The following is a 24,642-nucleotide window of genomic DNA, read 5'->3' as shown; positions in this document are numbered from 1 at the left end:
CTCGCTTTTGACCGATTTTTCCAGAATATACTTAAATAACATGCAAAATATAGAACATTGATCACATAGATCGAACTACGAGCCGTAAATTACTGATAATAAAACTAAAAAAAAGTAATTCTAATAAAACTTTCATTACAGTAAAGAAACTTAAGTAACACAATGTAACTCAAATAATTTAATTAATAATACAATTTAGGCTACAGCGTAATATTTAACGTAGTTAAAACAACAAATACTATTTTCTTATTGATGGGAAATAAACACGATTGGCTAATATGACTATTATATGTGATTAAAAAAACGACATAATAATTAAAAACAGTATAAAAATGATTACATAATTATATCTATATTTAGACAGATCTTTCCCGTCGATTAAAAGTATAAAGACTGTGTTACTTTTGTAAAAATTAATATCATTCATTTCGGTACGATTTTACTTTCTCTCTCTAAATCTATTACCAACAAAAAAGAGAAGCCGAAGCTTCTCTTTTAATGTCATATCAACAATAGCTGTTACTGTTTCGCTAATGAAAACAACGTAAAGAAGTTTTTAGTGGTTGCTTGCTCCACTTCCTCAACAGATATGCCTTTTAATAACGCAATATATTGAGCAACTTCACGAGTATAAGCTGGTTGATTTTGCTTACCACGGTAGGGAATTGGGGCTAAGAAGGGTGAATCTGTTTCAACTAATAAGCGATCTAGCGGTAACTTACTTACTACATTCTTCAAATCACTCGCAGTATTGAACGTCACAATACCTGAAATTGAGATATAGAAGCCTAGCTCAATTGCTGCTAATGCCATATCTAAATCTTCAGTAAAGCAGTGTAATACACCGCCACACTTCTCTGCGCCTTCTTCACGTAAAATACGCATTGTATCTTCACGTGCCATACGAGTGTGAATAATCAACGGCTTATTTAATTCCACCGCAACACGCGCTTGCTCACGAAACAATTTTTGCTGTAATTCAGCAGTCTCAGGCTGATAGTGGTAATCAAGACCCGTTTCACCAATCGCGACCACTTTTTCATGGCGAGCATAGGCTTTAAATTGCTCAGAGTCATAACCTGACTCAACATCTAATGGATGAATACCACATGATGCAAATACGTTATCGTAAGGTGCAATCATTTCCATCATTTTAGGAAAAGCGGCTAATGTAACCCCTACTGACAGAAAATATTCAACGCCACGTTCCTTGGCCTTATTTAATACATCATCAATCCCTGTATGTAATTTGTCATAATCAAGTTTATCAAGATGACAATGTGAATCGACTAACACAGGCTTTCCTCTTGTTTATTCTAATTCTTCATTTCATAACAGCGATGGTACATTGTTATTGACTGAGATCACTTACCAATAAACCCAGTTAACCATTCAACAACTAACAACTCAATATTTAGCCCTGTATGTTTGGCTAATTGACGATGTAAGTTATTAATATTACGTATTTGTTCTAACAGCAGCGCTGTTGGTATTGTAGCTGCAATAGCTTCAACTGCTGGCAACGACTCTTGGTGAACAAGATACTGGGTTACCCCTTGCTGCCATTTTAAGCAATCAACTAAAAAGTAACTTAATAATTGCAACGTCACAATACCATCGGCGCTACACATCGCCGCTACATCATAAATACCGATATGGGGCGGTTGCACAAACGCTGTAAATGCAGTTACCAAATGGCCGTAACGTATATCTAACCCACTTTCAATAAAAGCTAAGGTTGCTAAGGGTGCGCCATTATTAAGTCGTACACTTTCTAATAAAATAGACTGCTGCAGCTGACTTTCAACCCAATTTTTAACATTTGCTTCATCGGGTGGATTTAACCGCCATTTATTACAACGGCTCACCACCGTCGGTAATAACCGATCTAAGCTTTGTGCTGTCAGAATAAACTGACATCCAGCAGGCGGCTCTTCTAATGTTTTTAATATCGCATTGGCACCAGCTTCACCTAATGCATCAGCGTGCTCAATTAAAATAACCCGTTGGCCATTTAAGTGTGAGGTTTCTACTGCCCAACGATTACATTGTCGTACAGCATCAACACCAATTTGCTTACCATCTTGTTCAGGCTTAATGACATGAAAGTCTGGATGGTTTTCTGCATCAAATAATTTACAGCTATGACAAACATCACAAGGTTCAACTTGTGAATTTTGGCATAGTACGGTTTTAGATAATTGTCGAGCTAGTACACCACGTCCACTACCCTTTGCCGCTAATAACAAAATAGCATGGTGTAAACGTCGTTGCTCAAGCAACTGCTGCCAGTTGTGCCACAAAGTTTGTTGCCATGGATATATCATTATTATTGTTGCTCCAACCAAGACTGCAATGCTTGGGTTAAATCGGCGGTAACTTGTGTCAATGTTTGGCTCGCATCAATAATAATTACATTAGGTTGATTATTACATAATGCTAAAAATCGCTCACGGGCACGCTCAAAAAAAGCGATATCCATTTGCTCTATACGATCTAACTCACCACGGCCACGGGCACGCTGTAAGCCTAGTACCGGATCAATATCCATATAAATAGTCAGATCAGGACGAAAATCGCCAAGTACGGTATCACGTAAATTTTCCATTAATGTTTGATCAAAACCACGACCGCCACCTTGGTAGGCTTGTGATGACATATCATGGCGATCACCAACCACCCACCGTCCTTCGGCAAGGGCTGGCTTAATCACATTATCGACTAATTGAATTCTTGCCGCATAAAGCAATAACAATTCAGCCATATCCGTTAAAGGCTCATCAGGATGTCCTTGCTTAACCAAAGCGCGCATTTGCTCTGCTAGCGGGGTGCCGCCAGGTTCGCGTGTCGATTGCGGATTTTCAATACCATGCTGAGCTAGTGTCGCTATAACTTGTGCAATCGCTGTACTTTTACCAGCCCCTTCAAGGCCTTCGATGACAATAAATTTACCGATCATTTCTGTGTTCTTAATATTTTAAGGTAGGCACGAACCGCGCGGTTGTGCTCGACTAACGTAGTTGAAAATTTGTGGCCGCCTTTACCATCTGCAACAAAATAATAATAATCACTGTTGTCAGGATCAACTGCAGCCATAATAGATGCCTTACTTGGCATGGCTATCGGTGTTGGCGGCAAACCACGCATGGTATAAGTGTTGTAAGCCGTTGGCGTACGCAAATCTTTTTTAGTGATATTACCATCATACTTATCACCCATACCGTAAATAACCGTAGGATCAGTCTGTAACGGCATATTAGCCCGTAAACGATTCATAAAGACTGATGCAACTAAACCACGTTCACTCGCAACTGCAGTTTCTTTTTCAATGATCGATGCCATGATCAGGACTTGATAAGGGGTCTTTAATGGCAAATCTTTTTCACGTTGCTGCCATGCGATATCTAATTCTTTCATCATCGCAGTATGAGCACGCTTTAAGATACTGATATCGCTCGTTCCAGCGGTAAAATGATAGGTATTAGGTAAGAAATAACCTTCAATCTTATCATTATCAATCCCAACCGCTGTGCCAATTTGCTGCTGAGTCATATCATCAGTGGTATGGGTTAAATTCGGATTTGTTTGTAGTAACTGACGCCACTCACTAAAACGCTCACCGTCGACAAGCGTGATCGCATATTGGTATTCTTTACCTTCGGTGATCATTTCCAACACTGAATGCAATGTTTCTTGAGGTTTTATCGCATAAGTGCCCGCTTTAATATCTGTTAATGTCGGTTCTAAATACCCCACCCACCGTAGCCATGGTGATAAAGTAATAATTTTTTTATTACTTAACTGGGCTAATAATCCACGGAAAGATGTTCCTGACTTCACAGTAATAAACGTTTGTTGTTCAATAAGTACAGGTTTATCAAGCGTAGATTTAACTTGAAAAAAGCCCCAACCCGCTGCACTTGCTGTTAACAAGCCCAACATGAACATCACAATAATCAACTTCTTTAGCACGAATGTAACCTCTTCCATAGTGTTTTGAACATTGTACGTTCACAATATTGTGTGGTGTGTATTTGATTTACAGGCACTAACGTCATCAGTGCATTAGTAATAAAAACTTCATCAGCAGCTAGTAACGAAACAAGCTCAAAATCTCCTACCTGATAATCATAATTAAGCTCATCAAGCAGATTAAGAACATGTTGCCGCATAACCCCCGCAACACCAGCACGCTGTAGAGCAGGAGTATATACAGTATTGCCGTGACGCCAAAACAGATTTGCAACCGTAGTTTCAATTACGCGCTCATCGCAATCTAATGCAATTGCATCCACCCAGCCTGCAGTTTCAATTTCTTGTTTCAACAATACTTGCTCAAGGCGATTTAAGTGCTTCATTCCTGCAAGCATAGGACTATTACCCATTCGCTGCTGGCACACCCCTAACATAATCCCTTGTTGTTGCCATTGCTGATAATGTAATGGCCACTCAAAATGGGTAATAATTACTTGAGTATCATTACAGCCAATAGGATTATAACCTCGACCACCACTACCACGGCTGACTAATATTTTAATACCGCCTTTGTGCGGATATTTCAGTGCTAGTGCTGCGGCATCAGTATATACCTGCTGCCAATCTGGTGCAGCAATCGCCAACCGCTGTAAACTCTGTTCTAAACGGGCTAAATGTAATGACCACAGTTGGATCTGTTGTTGCTCAACCAACATCGTAGTAAAACAACCATCACCGTATTGCGTCGCTCTATCTGTGATAGCAAGTCTCTGTTGCTCACAACCATTGACTGAAGCCATTATAATTCCCTTTTTCACAGCTAAAAAAATAGCCCGATATCGAAATATCAGGCTATCTAATTATATCAGGTTATAGCACTTATTACTCAAGACACAAGAATCGAATTAAATCTTCTTAAACAATAGCGAACCGTTAGTGCCGCCAAAACCGAATGAGTTACATAATGCATATTCTAGGTTAGCTTGACGCGCTTCACCTGGAACATAATCAAGATCACAACCTTCACCTGGATTATCCAAGTTAATTGTCGGCGGTACGACTTGATCAACCAAGCTTAGAATAGTAATGATTGATTCAACAGAACCTGCAGCACCTAACAAGTGACCAGTCATTGATTTAGTTGATGACACCATAACATTATCAACAGCCGCACCCATAGCGCGTTTAATACCTAATGTTTCAGCTTTATCACCAGCAGGGGTTGATGTGCCGTGAGCGTTAATATAGCCAATCAGATCAGCATTGATACCCGCATCGCGAATACATGCTTCCATTGCTAACGCACCACCAGAGCCATCTGCACTTGGTGAAGTCATGTGATAAGCGTCACCACTCATACCAAAGCCAACAAGCTCAGCATAAATCTTAGCGCCACGTGCTTTTGCGTGTTCGTACTCTTCTAGCATGATTACGCCAGCGCCATCGCCTAATACGAAACCATCGCGATCTTTATCCCATGGACGAGAAGCGGCTTGAGGATCATCATTACGGGTTGATAATGCTTTCGCAGCAGCAAAGCCGCCCATGCCTAGCTCTGTTGATGCTTTTTCTGCACCACCTGCTAGCATTGCGTCAGCATCGCCGTACGCAATCATACGTGCAGCATGGCCAATGTTATGAAGGCCTGTCGTACACGCTGTTGAAATAGCGATATTTGGACCACGTAGACCATACATGATTGACATGTGGCCAGCGATCATATTAACAATTGTTGATGGTACAAAGAACGGACTGATTTTTCGTGGTCCTTTGTCGATCAAAGTTTGATGGCCAGCTTCAATTAAGCCTAAACCACCAATACCAGAACCAATAGCAACACCGATACGTGGTGCATTTTCTTCAGTAACTTCAAAACCAGAATCTTTGAATGCTTGTACGCCAGCTGCAACGCCGTATTGGATAAATAAATCCATTTTGCGTGCATCTTTCTTAGACATGTAATCTTCGCAATTGAAGTCTTTGATCATTCCGGCAAATTGAGTAGCAAATGCGCTTGCATCAAAATGTTGGATGGTACTGATACCACTAATGCCAGACTGTAAAGCTTTCCAAGAAGATTCAACAGAATTACCAACCGGGGTAAGCATACCCATGCCAGTTACAACTACACGACGCTTAGACACGATTAATTTCTCCGGGAATTGAGGATAAAACAGGAAGTGAAAAAAAACAGGCGGTCATAATGACCGCCTGGAGATATTAAATTTTTATATTACTGTGCGCTGTTTACGTAGTCGATTGCAGCTTGAACAGTAGTAATTTTTTCAGCTTCTTCGTCAGGGATTTCTGTATCGAATTCTTCTTCAAGAGCCATTACTAGTTCAACTGTATCTAGTGAATCAGCACCTAGATCGTCAACGAAAGATGCTTCGTTCTTAACTTCTGCTTCGTCTACGCCTAGTTGCTCAACGATGATTTTTTTTACGCGTTCTTCGATGTTGCTCATACTAATATATTTCCTTTAACAAGAATTCGCTAATGCGATTTGTTGTAGTTTATTCATTACAGCAAAAGTTGCAACACTCATAATGCTGGTCAAACCACGATTTAACCAGAAAAATTGTTCAATTTGACTTGAATCATGAAGTATTACAAAGAATTTGCTTAAATCATATACATGCCGCCGTTAACGTGCAATGTTTCGCCTGTTATATAAGCAGCTTCATCAGAGGCTAAAAAAGCAACAGCCGCTGCTATTTCACGCGGATCGCCTAAACGACCAGCAGGAACATTTGCTAATGTTGCAGCGCGTTGATCATCATTTAACGCTTTTGTCATATCAGTTTCAATGAAACCTGGCGCAACAGCGTTGACTGTGATTCCACGAGAAGCAACTTCACGTGCCATCGATTTTGTAAAACCAAGCAGACCAGCTTTAGCCGCTGCGTAGTTTGTCTGACCTGCGTTACCCATAGTACCGACAACAGAACCGATGCTAATGATACGACCATGACGTTTTTTCATCATCGCGCGCAATACCGCTTTAGACAGACGGAAAACCGAAGTCAGGTTGGTATCCATGATATCTTGCCATTCGTCATCTTTCATACGCATAAGTAGATTATCACGAGTAATACCAGCGTTATTGACTAAGATATCAATATCGCCATATTGTTCTTTAATTTGCTTTAGTGTGGTTTCAATTGACTCTGGCGAGGTCACGTTTAACGCAAAACCTTTACCATGATCGCCAAGATACGCACTAATTGCATCAGCACCACTCTCTGATGTTGCTGTACCAATAACTGTTGCGCCACGCTCAACCAAAATCTCAGCAATTGCACGACCAATACCGCGACTCGCACCTGTAACTAGTGCAATTTTACCTTCCAGACTCATTGTAAATCCTCTTTGTAAGCTTAATTATTTCGCTAGTGCTGCGGTTAATGATGCAACATCATTCACTGCTACGCTGCTAAGTTCACGATCAATACGCTTTGTAAGACCTGTTAATACTTTACCAGGGCCCATTTCTAGCAACTCTTCAACGCCTTCAGCTGTCATACGCTCTACAGATTCAGTCCAACGAACCGGATTGTATAGCTGCTTAACAAGAGCAAGTTTAATTGCCACAGGATCGATTTCAGTCGCCACATCAGCGTTATTGATCACAGGGATAGCAGGAGCATTAAATGCTAAACCTTCTAATGCAATTGCTAATTTATCAGCCGCAGGCTTCATTAACGCACAATGTGAAGGAACAGACACTGGTAATGGTAATGCACGCTTAGCGCCTGCTTCTTTACACAATACATTTGCACGCTCTACCGCTTCTTTATTACCCGCAATAACCACTTGGCCTGGCGAATTAAAGTTAACTGGAGAACATACTTGATCTTCTGCAGCTTGCGCACATGCAGCTGCAATTGCATCATTATCTAAGCCGATAATTGCAGACATTGCGCCAACACCAGCAGGCACGGCTTCTTGCATTAACTTGCCACGTAGTTCAACTAACTTAACCGCAGCTTGAAAATCAATCACACCTGCACAAACAAGCGCTGAGTATTCACCTAGGCTATGTCCCGCTAAAACAGCTGGCTGTTCACCGCCCTGTTGTTGCCATACACGCCAAATCGCCACAGATGCTGTTAATAATGCAGGTTGTGTACGTTGGGTTTGGTTTAGATCTTCAACAGGACCATTTTGTACTAGAGCCCATAGATCATAACCTAGAGCATCAGAGGCTTCAGCAAACGTCTGCTTAACCACATCAAATTGCTCAGCTAAATCAGCAAGCATGCCAACAGTTTGAGAACCCTGTCCAGGGAAAACAATCGCGAACTTAGACATTTGAGAATCCTTATTCTTTATATACTGATAGTTCAGTAAATTAATAGGCTAACAAGACAGCGTTAACTATATTCAACCTTCCGTCTTATCGCAAAATTCTTTTAGCGAGTAAAACTAAACCATGAGTTGATTTAGCTTAAAATTTCACTAGTGCAGAGCCCCAAGTGAAACCGCCACCAAACGCTTCTAATAATAGCGTTTGACCACGTTGAATACGGCCATCACGTACCGCTTCATCTAATGCTGTTGGTACTGTTGCCGCAGAAGTATTACCATGGCGATCAAGTGTTACAACCACTTGATCCATCGACATTGATAATTTTTTCGCTGTCGCTGAAATAATCCGCATATTCGCTTGATGTGGCACCAACCAATCAAGTTCAGACTTATCCATATTATTAGCCGCTAACGTGTTTTTAACCAAGTTAGACAGTTGAGTCACTGCAACTTTAAACACCTCATTACCAGCCATGTAAAGCCATGTATTAGCATCAAAATCTTTGCCGCGCTCTGGCACAGCAAGGCTTAATAAACCACCAAAATGACCGTCAGCATACAAATGCGTTGAAATAATCCCTTGCTCTTCACTTGCGCCAAGAACCACTGCGCCGGCTGCATCACCAAATAAGATAATGGTTGAGCGATCTTGTGGATCACAACAGTGAGAAAGCGCATCAGAGCCAATCACTAGTACATTTTTCGCCATACCGGTTTTGATATGTTGATCAGCGACACTTAAGGCATAAACAAAGCCAGTACATGCAGCAGATAAATCAAAAGCGGGACAGCCTTTAATATCTAACATACCTTGTACTTGGCAAGCCGCTGATGGAAATGAATGGCTTGTACTAGATGTCGCGACAATAATAAGATCGATATCTTCTTTATTGATACCCGCCATTTCGATAGCGTTTAAAGAAGCATGATAACCCATTACTGCTACAGTTTCGTCAGCGGATGAAATACGACGCTCACGAATACCAGTACGAGCAACGATCCATTCATCGCTAGTCTCTATCATTTTTTCTAAATCCGCATTGGTGCGAACTTGAGTTGGCAAATAGCTGCCAGTTCCTAAAATTTTGCTATACATGAAGACTAATAATGCCTCTCTAGTAAGACCTCTTCCAGACGGTCACTGATTTTCATCGGTATTTGGCGTTTAATCTCATAAACCGCTTGGCTTATGGCATTCTCCAAAGCTGTGGTGTCTGCACTGCCATGGCTTTTCACTACAATACCACGTAATCCTAACAGACTTGCGCCATTATACTGGTCGGGGTTCAATTGCTGTAAGCTATTAAATAGCTCACGAAACAGCCATTTAGCAATCAACCGCTTAAATGGGTTACGACCAATATTACGCTTAATACAGTCAATGAATAGGTTAGCCACCCCTTCACTGGTTTTTAAACTCACATTCCCGACGAAACCATCACATACAATCACATCCGCTTTATCTGAATACAATTGATGGCCTTCAATATAGCCAATGTAATTAATATCGGGAGATTGACTCAACATTTCAGCACAACGTTTAACCAGATCATTACCTTTAATGGATTCTTCACCAATATTAAGTAATGCTACTCGTGGTGCAGAGCCTAATGTTTGTTCGGCAACAACTGAGCCCATGACAGCAAATTGAAATAGAGTATCGGCATCACACGAAACATTGGCACCTAAATCTAATAACCAAGTATGGTTGGCATTACGATTAGGAATTTCTGAAATTAATGCAGGACGTTCAACACCAGGAAGTTGTTTAAGCACATAACGAGATAAAGCCATTAGCGCTCCCGTATTACCGGCGCTAACACAGGCATCGGCATCACCGATGGCAACAGCATCTAATGCCATGCGCATTGAAGAACCTTTGCTATGACGTAATGCTTGTGATGGACGTGTTTCATTGGCTATAACATTATCGCAATGAACGATAGACAGCCGAGGATGGTTGAGCTTATTGAGAAGAGTTAGCTGGGTAGTGATAGCACTAATATCACCAAAAAGAATGAGTTTGAGCTCAGGCGAATGCAACAGTGCCTGCACGGCGGCAGGCACTGTTACTTGAGGACCGAAATCCCCGCCCATTGCATCAAGTGCAACGGTAAGACCCATCAAGGTTCAACCTTACTTGTTGATAACCTTACGGCCACGGTAGAAACCGTCAGCTGTCACGTGGTGACGTAGGTGAGTTTCACCTGATGCTGAATCTACAGATACTGCTGCTGTAGTTAGCGCATCATGTGAACGACGCATACCACGTGCTGCACGTGATTTTTTGCTCTTTTGTACGGCCATTAACCCTACTCCTGTTAAATTTAACTTTTAAGATTTTTCAATACTGCAAACGGATTCGGACGCTCATCAGCAACGGGGATATCACCAAAAGACAAGTTATGTGTGCCGATCTTGCAATCGTCATCATCATGTCTTGCTACTTGCGGTAACTCTAACATCAATTCATCTTCGATGATTTCAATTAGATTAATATCACCATTTTCGTCGACAATTGTCGGCTCATAGGCTTCCGGTAACTTGTCAATAGCCTCTTCATCACGAACCGGACTATAACAGAATTCAACACTAATTGTGTGTGGAAATTCTTCCTGGCATCTCTGACAGGTCAACATCACATCTACACTTGCGTTTCCGCGCATGAAAGGAATACGACGTTGGTCAAGGTCAAAAGACAAGTTGACGTTTGCATCACTTATTACGCTCTGGGTTGAACCAGCGAGACGAGACAGAAGATCCGCTTTGATGATGCCATCATAGTCGAGTCTTTTCTGTGCAGTGCGTACTGGATCTACCTTTAGCGGCAATTTTACCTTTTGCATAGGGCGCGAATATTAGCCTTATAGTCTGGTTGAGTCAAAGGAAATGTGCCTGAATTAACGGCTTTTGAGTAATTCTCATGCTGCCATGAAAATTCATTCCCCCTCCTCATTAAAAAGTTTTTATTTCTCCGTCACTCAATCACTTGATGATTGCTGATAAAATGACAAGAGATCACTTAATCATCGTTTAAATGATAGCCAATAATGGTTCTATTTAAATTAAAATCAATGATTGCCGCTTATAATACCATTGTGCTGTAACGATGACATCGTCTGTCTGCATTGAAACTCAAACAATCACAAAACTATGCTCACTAGCATTGAACCTCAGTGATGGTTACACTCATACTACTTCTTCGTTTAGATAAATAAATAGCCTATGAACCAGTCACTTATTCTTGCATCTACCTCTCCATTCCGTAAAAGCCTACTGGAAAAATTACAGCTGCCTTTTACAACGGCCAATCCAAATGTGGATGAGGCAATACTCATTAATGAATCAGCGCCAGCGTTGGTGATGCGATTAGCACAGGCAAAAGCACTTGCCTGTGCCGAAGATTATCCTCACCATCTGATTATAGGTTCAGACCAAGTATGTGTCATTGACGATAAGATTTTAGGCAAACCCCATACCGAAGCGAACGCTTGCGCCCAGCTTCGAGCGGCAAGTGGCAAGGTGGTTACTTTTTACACGGGCTTGTGCTTATATAATGCGCGCACCGAAATGACTCAAGTTATTTGCGAGCCGTTTCATGTCCATTTTAGAACGCTAACCGAAAATGAGATTGTACATTATGTTACTAAAGAGCAGCCGCTTTACTGTGCCGGCAGTTTTAAAAGTGAAGGCTTAGGGATTGCGTTATTTGATAAGTTAGAAGGACGAGATCCAAATACATTAGTCGGATTACCCCTTATCGCATTACGTGAAATGCTCGCTAATGAACAGGTCTCCGTTCTGTAAACCAGAATCAGCATGATAAAAAATAAACGACTTCTTATAAAAAAGGCGAGCTCAATGCTCGCCTTAATATTTACACTACGATTAAAATGTTCGAAGTTTTGCTAAGCAACGCTCTAGCACTGGTTCCATCGGCGCACTAATATCCATTAACTCATCAGTATTTGGATGGGTAAATTTAATATTCGCAGCGTGTAAGAACAAGCGACTTAAACCCGTTTTTTTAGTGTAAGCATCAAAACGTGGGTCGCCATAACGATCATCCCAAGCAATAGGATGGCCTTCATATTGACAATGCACACGAATTTGGTGAGTACGGCCTGTTACTGGGCTTGCTTGTACTAGTGTCGCCTGCGCAAAGCGCTCCAGAACTTTAAAACGCGTATCTGATGCTTTACCTTGCGGGTTAACCCGTACAATACTATTTATTTCATTTTTCAATAACGGTGCAGTCACTCTCTTACAACTTGCCTTCCATTCCCCCATCACTAAGGCAAAATAATATTTCTGAACCGTTTTTTCTCTAAATTGCTCTTGTAGTTTACGTAACGCTGAGCGTTTCTTAGCAACTAACAAAATACCAGATGTATCTCGGTCAATACGGTGGACTAATTCAAGATATCTAGCATCAGGTCGTAATGCACGTAACGCTTCAATCGCACCAAACTTCAAACCACTACCGCCATGGACAGCTGTACCTGATGGCTTATTTAAAATCAAAACATGATCATCTTCATAGATTATGCATGATTCAAGTTCAGCCACTTTATTAAGCTTGGTACTAATCGGCGCTTGTTCATCCTTTTCTGGAACAAAGACCGGTGGGACACGTACGAGATCACCATCCTGCAATTTATATTCAGGTTTAATACGTTTTTTGTTTACTCGCACCTCGCCTTTACGCAAAATACGGTAAATCATACTTTTTGGTACATTTTTAAGCCTAGCACGGAGAAAATTATCGATCCGTTGGCCAGCAAAATCATCGGTAATATCGATGAATTGCACTTTAGGTTTATCTTCTGTCATAAGTTTGATTGTACCATGCAAATAAAGCAGATTGCCGCAAAAAAGTGAGCCTGCTATGATTGCATTCTAGAATAAGTTTTTTTGCTTATTTTACTGACAAGGTGAGCAAGCTCTCACCGTTTCGGCTATTTTATATACAACTCAGGTGATAAACGCAGCACGTGGCGTAAGACGTTATGGTCACCGGAGTTTTTTTTAGCGCGTCAGATTACAGATTTTTTTGATGTAACAGATACAACCACACCTCGATGTGGTGATACCAGCTGTGTGTTTCAGATCTAACCATCTCTACACAGTTGGCTAATACGTGTGGCCATAGAGCACTCCTGCATTCCAACCGTGAGGTTGCACCCGTACATCAGACTTGGAGTCAGGCACCATCAAAAAATTGATGTAATTAGCTGTGCTAATACAACAACAATAATGAGTACAATATAATGAAAAGAATGTTGATTAACGCGACTCAGAAGGAAGAGTTGCGCGTCGCATTAGTTGATGGCCAAAAGCTATTTGATCTTGATATCGAAAGCCCTGGTCACGAATCTAAAAAAGCAAATATCTACAAAGGCCGCATCACTCGTATCGAACCAAGCCTGGAAGCTGCGTTCGTTGATTACGGTGCTGAACGCCATGGCTTCCTCCCTTTAAAAGAAGTTGCTAAAGATTACTTCCCGTCAAATTATTCTTACCAAGGTCGTCCTAACATTAAGGAAGTCTTGAAAGAAGGCCAAGAAGTTATCGTCCAAGTTGATAAAGAAGAGCGTGGCAACAAAGGTGCTGCACTTACAACCTTTATCTCGTTGGCAGGTAGTTACTTAGTGTTAATGCCTAATAACCCTCGTGCTGGCGGTATTTCTCGTCGTATCGAAGGTGAAGAGCGTACACAACTTAAAGCCGCATTAAGCACATTAGAGCTACCTCAGGGTATGGGACTAATTGTACGTACTGCTGGTGTGGGTAAATCAGGTGAGGAACTTGAGTGGGATTTAAACGTTCTTCTTAATCACTGGAGTGCAGTGAAAGAAGCCGCTGAATCTCAAGCAGCTCCGTTTTTGATCCACCAAGAAAGTAATGTTATTGCACGTGCTATTCGCGATTATCTTCGTCGTGACATCGGTGAAATTCTTATCGATAGTCCACAAGTATTTGACCGCGCACGTGATCATATCAAATTAATTCGTCCTGATTTCCTATCGCGTATTAAGCGTTATGAAGGTGAAGTACCACTATTTAGTCACTACCAAATTGAAAGCCAAATTGACTCTGCGTTCCAGCGTGAAGTTCGTTTACCTTCAGGTGGCTCAGTAGTTATCGATCCAACAGAAGCATTAACCTCGATTGATATCAACTCAGCGCGTGCGACAAAAGGTGGCGATATTGAAGAAACGGCACTGCAAACTAACCTAGAAGCAGCAGATGAAATTGCACGTCAATTACGTCTTCGAGATCTTGGTGGTCTTGTGGTTATCGATTTCATTGATATGACACCTGTTCGTCACCAGCGTGAAGTAGAAAATCGTTTACGTGAAGCTGTTCGTGTTGACCGCGCACGTGTACAAATTGGTCGCATCTCTCGCTTTGGTTTGCTTGAAATGTCGCGTCAACGTTTAAGCCCTTCTTTAGCAGAAGCAAGCCATCACGTTTGTCCACGTTGTACAGGTACCGGTGTTATCCGTGATAATGAATCACTGTCACTCTCAATCCTACGTTTAATCGAAGAAGAAGCACTAAAAGATAACAGTTCACAAGTTGTTGCAATTGTACCTGTTCCTGTTGCCTCTTACTTACTAAACGAAAAACGACCAGCAGTACAGCATATTGAAAAGTACCACGATGTGCGTGTTGTTATTGTGCCAAACGCTGATATGGAAACGCCACACTTTGAAGTGTTACGTATCCGTGAAGGTGAAGAACAAGATACACTTTCATACCATCTTCCAAGCACTATTGATGCATTGAGAGAAGCAGAAGCAACTGAAGCTCCACAACAAGAGCGTACCGCTAAAAAACGTGAAGAACCTGTTCTACACGGTTTTGCAGCGCCAAAACAACCCGCTCCTGTTGTTAAAGCGCCAGAAGTACAACCTGTAGCGAAACCACAAACAATTATTGCTCAAGCACCAAGTATCTTTAGTCGTATTTTTGCTGCAATATCATCTTTCTTCAATAACACTACCGAACAACCGGCAGCAGTTAAGCAAGAAGTTGAAACACCAGTAAAAGAGCAAACAAATAACAATAATCGTCGTAACAACAATAACCGTCGTCCTGATAATCGTCGCAATGACCGTCAAGGTAATCGCGATAACACTCGTCGTAATACCCAAGAGAGTGATCAAGACAGCAACGCTGAACAACAAGATCGCAACAACGAGCAGCGTCAACCTCGTCGTCGCAATGAGCGTACGGATAAGAACCGTCAATCTCAAGATCGTCCAGCGAAGCAACCGCGCCAACCTCGTACTGAAGAAGCGAAAGAGCAGCAACGCCAATCTCGTAAAGAAGAGATTCAAGCGCAAAAGCAACAACGCCAACAAGCAGACGAAGTGAAAGCGAAAACAAATGATACCGTTGCTGTTGAAGCACCAGTAGAAGACAAAAACGTTAAGGTGAAACAACGTCGTCAACGTCGTCAGTTACAGAAAAAAATCCGTTTCACTGATAACGTAGAAGCTGCTGTTGAAAGCCAACCGATTGTTGAAGCTGTTGCTGATGTTATCGAAAAAACCTCATCACCATTAATGGAAATGGGTACAACGATAGCGAAAGAAGCACAAACAACTCAAGCTCAGCCTGCTACTGATGAGCAAGCTGAAAACAATGAGCAAGATAACAATCAACGTCGTAACCGTCGTTCACCACGTCACCTACGCGCTAGCGGTCAACGCCGTCGTCGCATTCGTGACACTCGAGTTGAAAAACAAGAGTATGAACAGCATGAAGATCCAAGCTGTTACAACATGGCAGATGCGGTTGAGCAAGCAGCAGTTGATGATGCTACAGATACAATTAGCGATATGGTCAATGTTGTTTCTATTGTCGAGAAACCAAAAGCACTACGTCCAGCATCAGGTGTAGCAGCACCAGAAATGGCGATGGGTAAAGTATGGTCTCGTATCAAGCCAACAATTGAAGTACCAGTAGCAGCAGCAGTAACTGAGTCGGTATCTGACAATAACGATGATATTGTCATTGTTAATCACTCAGCAATCGCTCAAGCATTACCAAAGGAAACGTCACAACCCGCTTTAGGTGGTGTTGCGATGCCTGAACTTGCGATGGGTAAAGCTTTCCCATTACGTAATGCCATGCCTGTTGTTGAAGCACCGGTTGTTGAAATGCCTGTTGTTGAAGCACCTGTTGTTGAAGCACCTGTTGTTGAAGCACCTATTGTTGAAGCACCTGTTGTTGAAGCGCCTGTTGTTGAAGCGCCTGTTGTTGAAGCGCCTGTTGTTGAAGCGCCTGTTGTTGAAGCACCTGTTGTTGAAGCGCCTGTTGTTGAAGCACCTGTTGTTGAAGCGCCTGTTGTTGAAGCACCTGTTGTTAAAACAGCATCAGCACCAATGACAAAAATTGTCACTGAAGCGATGCCAGTAACAGCAACGTCTCCACGTGGTTTCCATGCGGTTGCGGCAATGACTAAAGCACCAGCGCCTGTTGAAACAGTAGCAAAAACTCATGTTGAAGCTGCACCATTACGTGAACGTGCAACGGCACGTGCCGCGGGTAGCCAAACAGCAACCAATAGTGCAGTAGCACCAATGACTAAGCCATCTTTTGACTAAGTTGTTATAAACTGCTTATAAAAAGCCATGCTTCTGCATGGCTTTTTTTATTACTCTTTTTTGAGTCAAAAACAACCATAAAATTTAACAATCTTATTGCCTAACTTAATTAATATACCCAAAAAGCACATATTTACACCATTTAGCGGGTTAAGTTGATGCACTGTAAATCTTTCGGTAACATTCTGTTAATCAATATCTTTAATTATCCATCCATTTTAGCGAAGAGAAGAACGCCTAATATATGTCTGAATTCCCTCAAGTATCAAAACAATCAGTCAAAAACGACATCCTCTCTGGATTAACTGTAGCGCTTGCTCTAGTACCAGAAGCTGTTGCTTTTGCCTTTGTCGCTGGTGTAGATCCTATGGTTGGTCTATACGCTGCATTTATTGTCGGCTTAATAACGGCTATTTTTGGCGGACGCCCAGGTATGATTTCTGGTGCTACTGGAGCAATGGCCGTCGTTATGGTTAGCCTTGTGGCCCAACATGGTATTCAGTATCTATTTGCTGCCGTCATGTTAGCTGGTGTATTTCAAATATTGGCTGGTGTCTTCCGTCTCGGTAAATTTATTCGCATGGTACCGCACCCTGTTATGATAGGTTTTGTGAACGGTTTAGCGATTGTTATTTTTCTCGCTCAATTAGGTCAATTTAAGGTGCCATCACTAACGGGTGGCCTTGAATGGATGCATGGTACTCAGCTATATATCATGCTGGGATTAGTGCTGTTAACCATGGCTATCATTTACTTTTTACCTAAACTCACCAAAGCGGTCCCCTCTTCGTTAGTTGCCATTTTAACCGTCACAGCGTTGGTGCATATATTAGGCCTTGATTCACGTACCGTGGTTGATTTTGTTCGTACCATGAGTGGTGACGCTAACGCAACTCTGGCAGGATCTCTGCCAACGTTTGCACTCCCTGATGTTGGCTTTAATCTAGCAACCCTTAAAATCATTTTACCTTACTCACTCATTCTTGCTGCTGTCGGCCTCATTGAGTCATTACTGACATTGACCGTTATTGATGAGATGACCAATACTCGTGGTCACGGTAATCGTGAATGTGTCGGCCAAGGTATGGCAAATATAACCTGTTCAGTATTTGGTGCTATGGGTGGTTGTGCAATGATTGGTCAATCAATGATCAACATTAACTCTGGCGGCCGTGGGCGTTTATCTGGTATTACAGCAGCAATAGGTTTATTAGTATTTATTCTGTTTGGATCGGCATTCATTGAAATGATCCCATTAGCAGCATTAGTTGGTGTGATGTTTATGGTGGTTATCGGTACCTTTGAGTGGGCCAGTTTACGCATGATCCGTAAAGTCCCTAAACATGACTTCTTTACCATTATTCTTGTTACCTGTGTGACGGTTGCTGCCGATCTTGCTGTGGCGGTGTTTGTTGGTGTTATTTACTCGGCATTAGTCTTTGCTTGGAATCACGCCAAACAAATTTATGCGAGTTCGCATATTGATAACGATGGCACCAAAGTTTACCAAGTTAATGGTCCACTATTTTTTGGCTCTGCATCGCATTTTCTTGAGCTATTTGATGCTCCCAATGATCCAAAAACAGTCATTATTGATTTTGCACATTCTCGAGTCGCTGATCATTCTGCTATTGAAGCAATTGATACGCTTGCAGAACGCTATGCAAGCCGTAATAAAACCCTTCATATTCGCCACTTGAGCCCTGAGTGTCGTCGATTACTGCAAAAAGCAGGTAATTTAGTCGAAGTGAATATGTTAGAGGATCCAACTTACAAGGTCGCAACAGACGTTCTAGGTTAATAATTTCAACAATATAAAATAAAAGCCCGTGTAGTCCTTTGACTACACGGGCTTTCGTTTATAATCACTGCTGAGCTATATTACCAATACGACAATGCTTTCTAAGAGGAAATTATGGTTGATAAAACCACCAAGGATGATCGCCACCAAGCTCGTCAACAACGTCTAAAACAACAGGTTGATAATAAAATCAATGCCGCCCAACAAGAACGAGGACTGGTACTGGTTATTACGGGGAACGGGAAAGGCAAATCAACCTCAGGCTTTGGAATGATCGCTCGTGCAGTCGGTCATGGACAGCAATGTGGTGTAGGACAATTTATTAAAGGTACTTGGGACTGCGGCGAACGTAACCTTTTACAACAACACGGCGTTAAATTTTCCATTATGGCAACAGGCTTTACATGGGAAACTCAAAATAAAACCGCAGATACACTCGCAGCACAAACAACATGGGCTGATTGTAAAGCGATGCTAGGCGATGAACAATTAGATGTGGTTCTACTTGATGAGCTCACTTATATGGTGACTTACGACTATATTGATTTAGATGAAATTATCAATGCAATCAATGCTCGACCACCACAACAAACGGTAATAATTACGGGTCGTGCTGCCCATCGCCAATTAATTGAAATTGCAGACACTGTCTCTGAAGTTCGCAATGTTAAACATGCATTTGAACAAGGAATAAAAGCACGTAAAGGTATTGATTGGTAAAACAGCGCCACAAATAACGTGCTCAATAACCACTCAAACAGTACAATAAAGTAACACTCATTTAAATTAAATGAAATTTTACTATTAGAATAAGCATTACATCTTACAATAAAGAAATGCTTAATAAGAATACGAACAGCGTTAAAGCTGGAGAAAATATGCCTTCCCATTTACCCCGCTCATTTAGTAAGCCTTTTCTAAAAGTATTTCATCTTTTAGAAGCGGTATTATTAACAGCCATTACCTTAGCTACCGTTGTCGCAATGGTAAATGAATTTATCCATGTCTTTGTTAACCGTAATATTCAGTTAACAGACATATTATTAATGTTCATCTATCTCGAAATTCTAGCGATGGTGCAGCAATTTGTCGCCCACGGTAAGATCCCTGTACGGTATCCTCTTTATATTGCCATTATGGCTATTGCTCGCTATATCACCCTCGGAATGAAAGAACTCGATGGTACCTTTATTATTTGGTTATCACTCGCAGCGTTCATTCTCGCAGCAGCTACTGTAATGATCCGTATTGGCCATCACTACTGGCCTTATGAAGATCCAGAAGCACCAGAACTGCCTGAAATAAAGAAATCCGATAATTAATCACAATCGACTAACCATAAAAAAGGCGAATCAAATGATTCGCCTTTTTGAGCATAATAATAGCTAACGTTTAAATGAAACTTGTTCTACTTCATTCAAATGAATCTGAGTTATTGCTGGTTGAGTTGTCGCAATAACTTTACCGTGACGAATAGAGTAACGGACAGGCACTTGACGACGAACCGCATCAAAACCATTTTCTGCTGGTAAAATTAATAAGCTTCCTGGCTTACCTTGCTCAATACCATAACGATGTTGAATATTTAGCGTACGAGCTGAATTTTTGCTGATCAAATCCAATGAGTTATTAATTTGATCATAACCCATCACTTGGCATACATGCAGCCCCATATGTAGCACTTGAAGCATATTCGCCGTACCCAATGGATACCATGGGTCAAATACATCATCATGACCAAAACAAACATTGATATTAGCATTAAGCATTTCTTTTACGCGAGTCACACCTCGACGTTTAGGGTAGTCATCAAAACGCCCTTGTAGATGAATATTAACCAAAGGGTTAGCAACAAAGTTAATACCTGACATACGTAATAATCGGAATAAACGCGATGCATAAGCACCATTGTATGATCCCATTGCCGTGGTATGACTAGCAGTAACCTTTTCACCCATCTCATATTTATGTGCTAATGCTGCTACTGTTTCAACAAAGCGTGATTGCTCATCATCAATTTCATCACAATGAACGTCAATCAAACAATCGTACTTACGTGCCAGTTCAAACACATAGTGTAATGATTCAACACCATACTCACGAGTAAATTCAAAGTGAGGAATAGCACCAATAACATCGGCCCCCAATTGAACGGCTTGTTCTAATAATTGCTTACCATTAGGATACGACAAAATGCCTTCTTGAGGAAAAGCAACAATTTGAATATCAACCCATTGCTTCATTTCTTCACGCACTTCTACCATGGCTTTCAATGCCACCAGCGTTGGGTCTGATACGTCAACATGAGTACGTACATGTTGCACGCCATTAGCAATTTGCCACTTCAGCGTTTGTTTCGCACGTGATTTTACATCTTCAATCGATAGTGTTTGCTTACGTTCAGCCCAGCGTTCAATACCTTCAAATAAAGTACCTGAAATATTCCAACTTGGCTCACCCGCTGTTTGGGTTGTATCTAGGTGAATGTGAGGTTCACAAAAAGGGGCTACAGCCAATCCGCCTTCTGCATCAAGGATCTCACCGCAGTAATCAAAATCAACGTTATTATCTTCAATACGTTTAAATTGGCCATCTTCAATGAAAATTTGCTTTAAGGAGCTCTCACCTTGCAGCATGGCATTTTTAATCAATAAAGTTGTCATGATATGTCCTTACGCCGGCTGAGTGTCAGCCACACGCTTTTTATTAAGAATTGGATTAATAATTAAATAACTTAATGCGCCGCCTAAAACAGCATTTAGAGGTACAACTCCTGGTAGGAAGTGCCCGCAAGCAACACCAATAGCAACGGCTATAATTCCAGCCCAATTTACCGTTTTAAATTCAGCTTTTGCAAAATCTTTATAATGATTTCGGTTAACCATAAAATCAGCAATAATCACCCCGCCAATCGGTGGAATAGCCAAAGAAAGAAAAGTTAACCAACCAACGAAATTATTGTATAACCACAATGCGCACAAGGTACCAATGACACCATTAACCATTGAAATGTATTTACTTGGTAAGCCAGTAATATTGGAAAATCCCAGCCCAGAAGCATATAAAGCGTTATCGTTGGTCGTCCAAATATTTAATCCCAACACAATAATCGCTGGGATCAGTAACCCCTGTGCAATCATTACTTCTGAAATATCAGCTTGACCAGTAGCTGCCGCGCCTGCAGCACCAAAGATAAACATCAATGAGTTACCGATGAAGAATGCGACCATCGTAACTAAAACTGCATTCGCTGGCTTTTTACCAAAGCGAACAAAATCAGCCGTCAAGGTTCCGGCACTAACAAAAGATCCTACTACCATTGCCACAGCAACAGAGAAATCAATTGTCACTTCAGGCTCTACCGCTTTAATCGCGGTAACACCACCAACACTGGCGATAGCATCAATAACCGAATAGCCACCCAATATGGCAATAGCAGGGACAGCAATGGCAGATAAAATCATTAATGCTGACATACCAAAATATACCGTTACCGTCATTAATAGACCAGAGACAACAATCAGTATATTGGTATCAATACCCGTGGCTTTATGAACTGGAATCGCGAACATCGCTACACCAACACCAAACCAACCGACTTGGGTACCGCCTAATAATGCTGATGGTAACCAAGAGCCTTTAATACCAAAAGAGAAACGAGCAAGAAGATGTGTAGAAAGGCCAGTTGAAGCGCCAATATAACCTAGAAATGAAGTGTAAATACCGAGGATAAGATTGCCGATGACCACAGCAAGGAAAAAGTCATCAAAGGAGAGCCCAATACCTAAAGAGCCGCCAGTCCACATGCTTGCAGAAAAGAACGTCAACCCCAGCATGACCATAGTTAACGATACAACGCCTTTCCTTGCTGCCATTGGAACAGGCCCAAGACTATAATTATTATCTGCCGCCATTTTTACCACCACAATCTAATACAAACATTAAAATTAAGCTCGATGCTATGGATAAACGGCGCGTATTATGATTGTAAAAAAAAGATAGTCAACAACATATAATTAAAGCAAACGTTAATATTTAAATTTAATAAAAATAAACATTATAAAACAAAGTCATAAAAAATAATAATTACCATAAAGATCACATTTTGAAACAAATTAGCACAAGAAAACACCATCAACAATCAACTCTAACCAAGATATTAAAATAGATGCTTATTAATCTCATCCATCTCTATTTTTACAATAAAAAAGGCACTAAATGTGCCTTTTTTATTTACAATGATCTGTTCGTTAAATGATAATTTGTGCAAGTGTATAACCAATACAGCACGCAGAGATAACGCCAATCAAACCCGGCATCATAAAGCTATGGTTAAAATACCACTTACCTATTTTAGTGGTACCTGTCACATCAAAGTTAACTGTCGCAATATCTGATGGGTAATTAGGTATAAAGAAGTAACCGTATGTTGCTGGCATTAAACCAATTAATAATGCAGGGTTTAATCCCATTGCTAAGCCTACTGGTAACATCATCCGTGCGGTTGCAGCTTGTGAGTTTACCACCACTGAAACGGTGAATAGAGCTAACGCAAAAGTCCATGGATAGCCTTGTACCATCTCTGTAATACCAGATTTAAATGATGGCATTGCATATTGAAAATAGGTATCACTCATCCACGCAATACCAAAAATAGCGATTGCCGCTACCATACCAGATTTAAAAACCACCCCTTCCGGCACTTTCTGCACATTAGTACGCGTAACTAATAAAATTAAACCACCAAAACCAAGCATCATCATTTGAATAATCAATGACATCGAAATAGGTTTAGCATCACCAATGGTACGAATTTCTGGCACCATTGCCACAATGACAATCGTCACTAACGCAAGTACAAACAACATAACCGCATGCATTGCTGAGCGAGGTAATTGTTCGTTGAGTGAGGTTTTAGTGGTGTGGAGAATTTGATCACGCCACACAGGATCTTGTAAGCGGCGTTGGTATTCAGGATCATCGGCTAATTCTTTACCACGACGTAAGCTATACAGTGATAATAATAAAGTGCCGCCTAAGGTTGCTGGAATAGTCACCATTAAAATCGACAGCAAATGAATAGATTCAGTGATCGTCGACAACTGAGCGAGATAATACACCACTGCAGCTGAAATTGGGCTGGCAGTAATCGCAAGTTGCGACGCCACAGATGAAGCTGCCATTGGTCGTTCAGGACGAATACCATTTTTAAGCGCAACATCGCCAATAATCGGCATAATTGAATACACCGCATGGCCAGTCCCGAGCATAAATGTCATCACATAAGTCACTAGCGGACCTACAATAGTGACACGTTTAGGGTTGCTACGTAAAATGCGCTCCGCAACTTGCAGCATGTATTTTAAGCCACCAGCAGCCTCTAAAATCGAGGCACATGTGACAACGGCAAGAATAATCAACATCACGGTGATCGGCGGTGACGTTGGTGGCATACGGAAGATAAACACTTCTACCAATAAGCCTAATCCCGAAACAACCCCTAGCCCAATACCACCAAAACGACTACCTGCATACAGCACCAATAGCAGGAATAAAAACTCCAAATACAACATGACTTATCTCCCTATATATCACTGATACTTTGGTGACCAAAGTACCTATCATTGATGAGTAAAGTGCCCGTTATATCAACATGTCATCTTGATAAATATCAAACTAATTAATAGCAATAAAAGCCTTATTCCACTAATGAGAACAACGACTAATAATCACCATTGCAATAAAACAATAACACTACCATTTTAACAAAAATAAATTACACTTCAGCATCAAATAATAAACAATGCATCATTAATGATGACCAATTGATCGAAGAGTTGTTTTAAGCAACACAAACATACTCACCATCTTGCATTTAATAAATGAGTCTCAAGTACTTTATCACCAACAACCATAATTACATTGTTGTAAATAAGT

At 41.1% G+C, this 24,642-nt stretch carries 22 protein-coding genes; 5 read left to right on the top strand and 17 right to left on the bottom strand.

Annotation, left to right across the window (positions count from 1 at the left end; genetic code table 11):
* Positions 1 to 519 precede the first annotated feature (519 nt).
* The 13 genes from C0W29_RS06860 to yceD all read right to left on the bottom strand — a co-directional run bounded on the left by C0W29_RS06860 (position 520) and on the right by yceD (position 11,132).
* Positions 520 to 1,296, bottom strand: coding sequence for a TatD family hydrolase (locus C0W29_RS06860; RefSeq protein ID WP_036793940.1), 777 nt, complete (start codon positions 1,294 to 1,296; stop codon positions 520 to 522).
* A gap of 68 nt (positions 1,297 to 1,364) precedes the next feature.
* Positions 1,365 to 2,327 carry a DNA polymerase III subunit delta' gene (gene holB, locus C0W29_RS06855; RefSeq protein ID WP_036793939.1) on the bottom strand — a complete coding sequence of 321 codons (963 nt, stop codon included), beginning with the start codon at positions 2,325 to 2,327 and terminating at the stop codon, positions 1,365 to 1,367.
* Between the two features lie 2 nt (positions 2,328 to 2,329).
* Positions 2,330 to 2,959, bottom strand: coding sequence for a dTMP kinase (gene tmk / locus C0W29_RS06850; RefSeq protein ID WP_045044878.1), 630 nt, complete (start codon positions 2,957 to 2,959; stop codon positions 2,330 to 2,332).
* The gene (mltG, locus tag C0W29_RS06845; protein WP_045043522.1) at positions 2,956 to 3,972 is read right to left on the bottom strand and encodes an endolytic transglycosylase MltG; all 1,017 of its coding nucleotides are present in this window, start codon (positions 3,970 to 3,972) and stop codon (positions 2,956 to 2,958) included. The genes tmk and mltG overlap by 4 nt, the downstream gene beginning before the upstream one ends.
* Positions 3,966 to 4,775, bottom strand: coding sequence for an aminodeoxychorismate lyase (gene pabC / locus C0W29_RS06840; protein WP_045043521.1), 810 nt, complete (start codon positions 4,773 to 4,775; stop codon positions 3,966 to 3,968). The genes mltG and pabC overlap by 7 nt, the downstream gene beginning before the upstream one ends.
* A 105-nt stretch (positions 4,776 to 4,880) precedes the next feature.
* Positions 4,881 to 6,119, bottom strand: a complete 1,239-nt coding sequence (gene fabF, locus C0W29_RS06835; RefSeq protein WP_045043520.1) for a beta-ketoacyl-ACP synthase II — start codon at positions 6,117 to 6,119, stop codon at positions 4,881 to 4,883.
* 89 nt (positions 6,120 to 6,208) lie between these two features.
* Positions 6,209 to 6,442: an acyl carrier protein gene (gene acpP, locus C0W29_RS06830; RefSeq protein WP_004406112.1), complete on the bottom strand. Its 234-nt coding sequence runs from the start codon at positions 6,440 to 6,442 to the stop codon at positions 6,209 to 6,211.
* A 158-nt stretch (positions 6,443 to 6,600) separates the two neighbouring features.
* Complete coding sequence (gene fabG, locus C0W29_RS06825) at positions 6,601 to 7,335, bottom strand: 3-oxoacyl-ACP reductase FabG (RefSeq protein ID WP_036793933.1); 735 nt, start codon at positions 7,333 to 7,335, stop codon at positions 6,601 to 6,603.
* Positions 7,336 to 7,359: 24 nt separating this feature from the next.
* Positions 7,360 to 8,289, bottom strand: coding sequence for an ACP S-malonyltransferase (fabD, locus tag C0W29_RS06820; protein ID WP_107174136.1), 930 nt, complete (start codon positions 8,287 to 8,289; stop codon positions 7,360 to 7,362).
* A gap of 136 nt (positions 8,290 to 8,425) precedes the next feature.
* On the bottom strand, positions 8,426 to 9,382 hold the full coding sequence (locus tag C0W29_RS06815) for a beta-ketoacyl-ACP synthase III (RefSeq protein WP_045044879.1): 957 nt from the start codon (positions 9,380 to 9,382) through the stop codon (positions 8,426 to 8,428).
* A 5-nt stretch (positions 9,383 to 9,387) separates the two neighbouring features.
* The gene (gene plsX / locus C0W29_RS06810) at positions 9,388 to 10,413 is read right to left on the bottom strand and encodes a phosphate acyltransferase PlsX (RefSeq protein WP_161793705.1); all 1,026 of its coding nucleotides are present in this window, start codon (positions 10,411 to 10,413) and stop codon (positions 9,388 to 9,390) included.
* Between the two features lie 9 nt (positions 10,414 to 10,422).
* Positions 10,423 to 10,593, bottom strand: coding sequence for a 50S ribosomal protein L32 (gene rpmF, locus C0W29_RS06805; protein WP_006231206.1), 171 nt, complete (start codon positions 10,591 to 10,593; stop codon positions 10,423 to 10,425).
* 20 nt (positions 10,594 to 10,613) lie between these two features.
* On the bottom strand, positions 10,614 to 11,132 hold the full coding sequence (gene yceD / locus C0W29_RS06800) for a 23S rRNA accumulation protein YceD (protein ID WP_036793929.1): 519 nt from the start codon (positions 11,130 to 11,132) through the stop codon (positions 10,614 to 10,616).
* Between the two features lie 379 nt (positions 11,133 to 11,511).
* On the opposite strand from yceD, the gene C0W29_RS06795 reads away from it, so the two are divergent.
* Complete coding sequence (locus C0W29_RS06795) at positions 11,512 to 12,093, top strand: Maf family protein (RefSeq protein WP_045044880.1); 582 nt, start codon at positions 11,512 to 11,514, stop codon at positions 12,091 to 12,093.
* Between the two features lie 81 nt (positions 12,094 to 12,174).
* Here the strand turns inward: C0W29_RS06795 and rluC are convergent, their stop codons facing one another.
* The gene (gene rluC / locus C0W29_RS06790) at positions 12,175 to 13,119 is read right to left on the bottom strand and encodes a 23S rRNA pseudouridine(955/2504/2580) synthase RluC (RefSeq protein WP_036793927.1); all 945 of its coding nucleotides are present in this window, start codon (positions 13,117 to 13,119) and stop codon (positions 12,175 to 12,177) included.
* A 437-nt stretch (positions 13,120 to 13,556) separates the two neighbouring features.
* On the opposite strand from rluC, the gene rne reads away from it, so the two are divergent.
* The 4 genes from rne (at position 13,557) to C0W29_RS06770 (ending at position 20,027) form a co-directional block, all read left to right on the top strand.
* A complete protein-coding gene (gene rne, locus C0W29_RS06785; RefSeq protein ID WP_107174135.1) occupies positions 13,557 to 16,904 on the top strand; it encodes a ribonuclease E in 3,348 nt (1,115 codons plus the stop codon).
* Between the two features lie 244 nt (positions 16,905 to 17,148).
* Positions 17,149 to 18,705 carry a SulP family inorganic anion transporter gene (locus C0W29_RS06780; protein ID WP_107174134.1) on the top strand — a complete coding sequence of 519 codons (1,557 nt, stop codon included), beginning with the start codon at positions 17,149 to 17,151 and terminating at the stop codon, positions 18,703 to 18,705.
* Between the two features lie 114 nt (positions 18,706 to 18,819).
* Positions 18,820 to 19,425: a cob(I)yrinic acid a,c-diamide adenosyltransferase gene (gene cobO / locus C0W29_RS06775; RefSeq protein WP_045044882.1), complete on the top strand. Its 606-nt coding sequence runs from the start codon at positions 18,820 to 18,822 to the stop codon at positions 19,423 to 19,425.
* A gap of 158 nt (positions 19,426 to 19,583) precedes the next feature.
* On the top strand, positions 19,584 to 20,027 hold the full coding sequence (locus C0W29_RS06770) for a phosphate-starvation-inducible protein PsiE (RefSeq protein ID WP_045043979.1): 444 nt from the start codon (positions 19,584 to 19,586) through the stop codon (positions 20,025 to 20,027).
* Positions 20,028 to 20,090: 63 nt separating this feature from the next.
* Here C0W29_RS06770 and C0W29_RS06765 read toward each other — a convergent pair whose 3' ends face one another.
* The 3 genes from C0W29_RS06765 to C0W29_RS06755 all read right to left on the bottom strand — a co-directional run bounded on the left by C0W29_RS06765 (position 20,091) and on the right by C0W29_RS06755 (position 24,278).
* Positions 20,091 to 21,368, bottom strand: a complete 1,278-nt coding sequence (locus C0W29_RS06765; protein WP_045043978.1) for a cytosine deaminase — start codon at positions 21,366 to 21,368, stop codon at positions 20,091 to 20,093.
* Positions 21,369 to 21,377: 9 nt separating this feature from the next.
* Positions 21,378 to 22,619 carry a cytosine permease gene (gene codB, locus C0W29_RS06760; protein ID WP_045043977.1) on the bottom strand — a complete coding sequence of 414 codons (1,242 nt, stop codon included), beginning with the start codon at positions 22,617 to 22,619 and terminating at the stop codon, positions 21,378 to 21,380.
* 336 nt (positions 22,620 to 22,955) lie between these two features.
* Complete coding sequence (locus C0W29_RS06755; RefSeq protein ID WP_036793914.1) at positions 22,956 to 24,278, bottom strand: anaerobic C4-dicarboxylate transporter; 1,323 nt, start codon at positions 24,276 to 24,278, stop codon at positions 22,956 to 22,958.
* Between the last annotated feature and the right edge of the window lie 364 nt (positions 24,279 to 24,642).

Origin of the sequence: Photobacterium kishitanii (genome assembly GCF_003026355.1) — a bacterium.
Classification (GTDB): Bacteria; Pseudomonadota; Gammaproteobacteria; order Enterobacterales; family Vibrionaceae; genus Photobacterium; species Photobacterium kishitanii.
Note: the sequence above shows the minus strand (reverse complement) of the source record. Positions and strands in the feature narration are given on the sequence as shown.

Bases quoted from the DNA above. Each gene is read 5' to 3' on its own strand.
- holB (WP_036793939.1), bottom strand. From the start codon at position 2,327: ATGATATATCCATGGCAACAAACTTTGTGGCACAACTGGCAGCAGTTG.
- tmk (WP_045044878.1), bottom strand. From the start codon at position 2,959: ATGATCGGTAAATTTATTGTCATCGAAGGCCTTGAAGGGGCTGGTAAA.
- pabC (WP_045043521.1), bottom strand. From the start codon at position 4,775: ATGGCTTCAGTCAATGGTTGTGAGCAACAGAGACTTGCTATCACAGAT.
- acpP (WP_004406112.1), bottom strand. From the start codon at position 6,442: ATGAGCAACATCGAAGAACGCGTAAAAAAAATCATCGTTGAGCAACTA.
- fabG (WP_036793933.1), bottom strand. From the start codon at position 7,335: ATGAGTCTGGAAGGTAAAATTGCACTAGTTACAGGTGCGAGTCGCGGT.
- fabD (WP_107174136.1), bottom strand. From the start codon at position 8,289: ATGTCTAAGTTCGCGATTGTTTTCCCTGGACAGGGTTCTCAAACTGTT.
- C0W29_RS06815 (WP_045044879.1), bottom strand. From the start codon at position 9,382: ATGTATAGCAAAATTTTAGGAACTGGCAGCTATTTGCCAACTCAAGTT.
- rpmF (WP_006231206.1), bottom strand. From the start codon at position 10,593: ATGGCCGTACAAAAGAGCAAAAAATCACGTGCAGCACGTGGTATGCGT.
- yceD (WP_036793929.1), bottom strand. From the start codon at position 11,132: ATGCAAAAGGTAAAATTGCCGCTAAAGGTAGATCCAGTACGCACTGCA.
- C0W29_RS06795 (WP_045044880.1), top strand. From the start codon at position 11,512: ATGAACCAGTCACTTATTCTTGCATCTACCTCTCCATTCCGTAAAAGC.
- rluC (WP_036793927.1), bottom strand. From the start codon at position 13,119: ATGACAGAAGATAAACCTAAAGTGCAATTCATCGATATTACCGATGAT.
- rne (WP_107174135.1), top strand. From the start codon at position 13,557: ATGAAAAGAATGTTGATTAACGCGACTCAGAAGGAAGAGTTGCGCGTC.
- C0W29_RS06780 (WP_107174134.1), top strand. From the start codon at position 17,149: ATGTCTGAATTCCCTCAAGTATCAAAACAATCAGTCAAAAACGACATC.
- cobO (WP_045044882.1), top strand. From the start codon at position 18,820: ATGGTTGATAAAACCACCAAGGATGATCGCCACCAAGCTCGTCAACAA.
- C0W29_RS06770 (WP_045043979.1), top strand. From the start codon at position 19,584: ATGCCTTCCCATTTACCCCGCTCATTTAGTAAGCCTTTTCTAAAAGTA.
- C0W29_RS06765 (WP_045043978.1), bottom strand. From the start codon at position 21,368: ATGACAACTTTATTGATTAAAAATGCCATGCTGCAAGGTGAGAGCTCC.
- codB (WP_045043977.1), bottom strand. From the start codon at position 22,619: ATGGCGGCAGATAATAATTATAGTCTTGGGCCTGTTCCAATGGCAGCA.
- C0W29_RS06755 (WP_036793914.1), bottom strand. From the start codon at position 24,278: ATGTTGTATTTGGAGTTTTTATTCCTGCTATTGGTGCTGTATGCAGGT.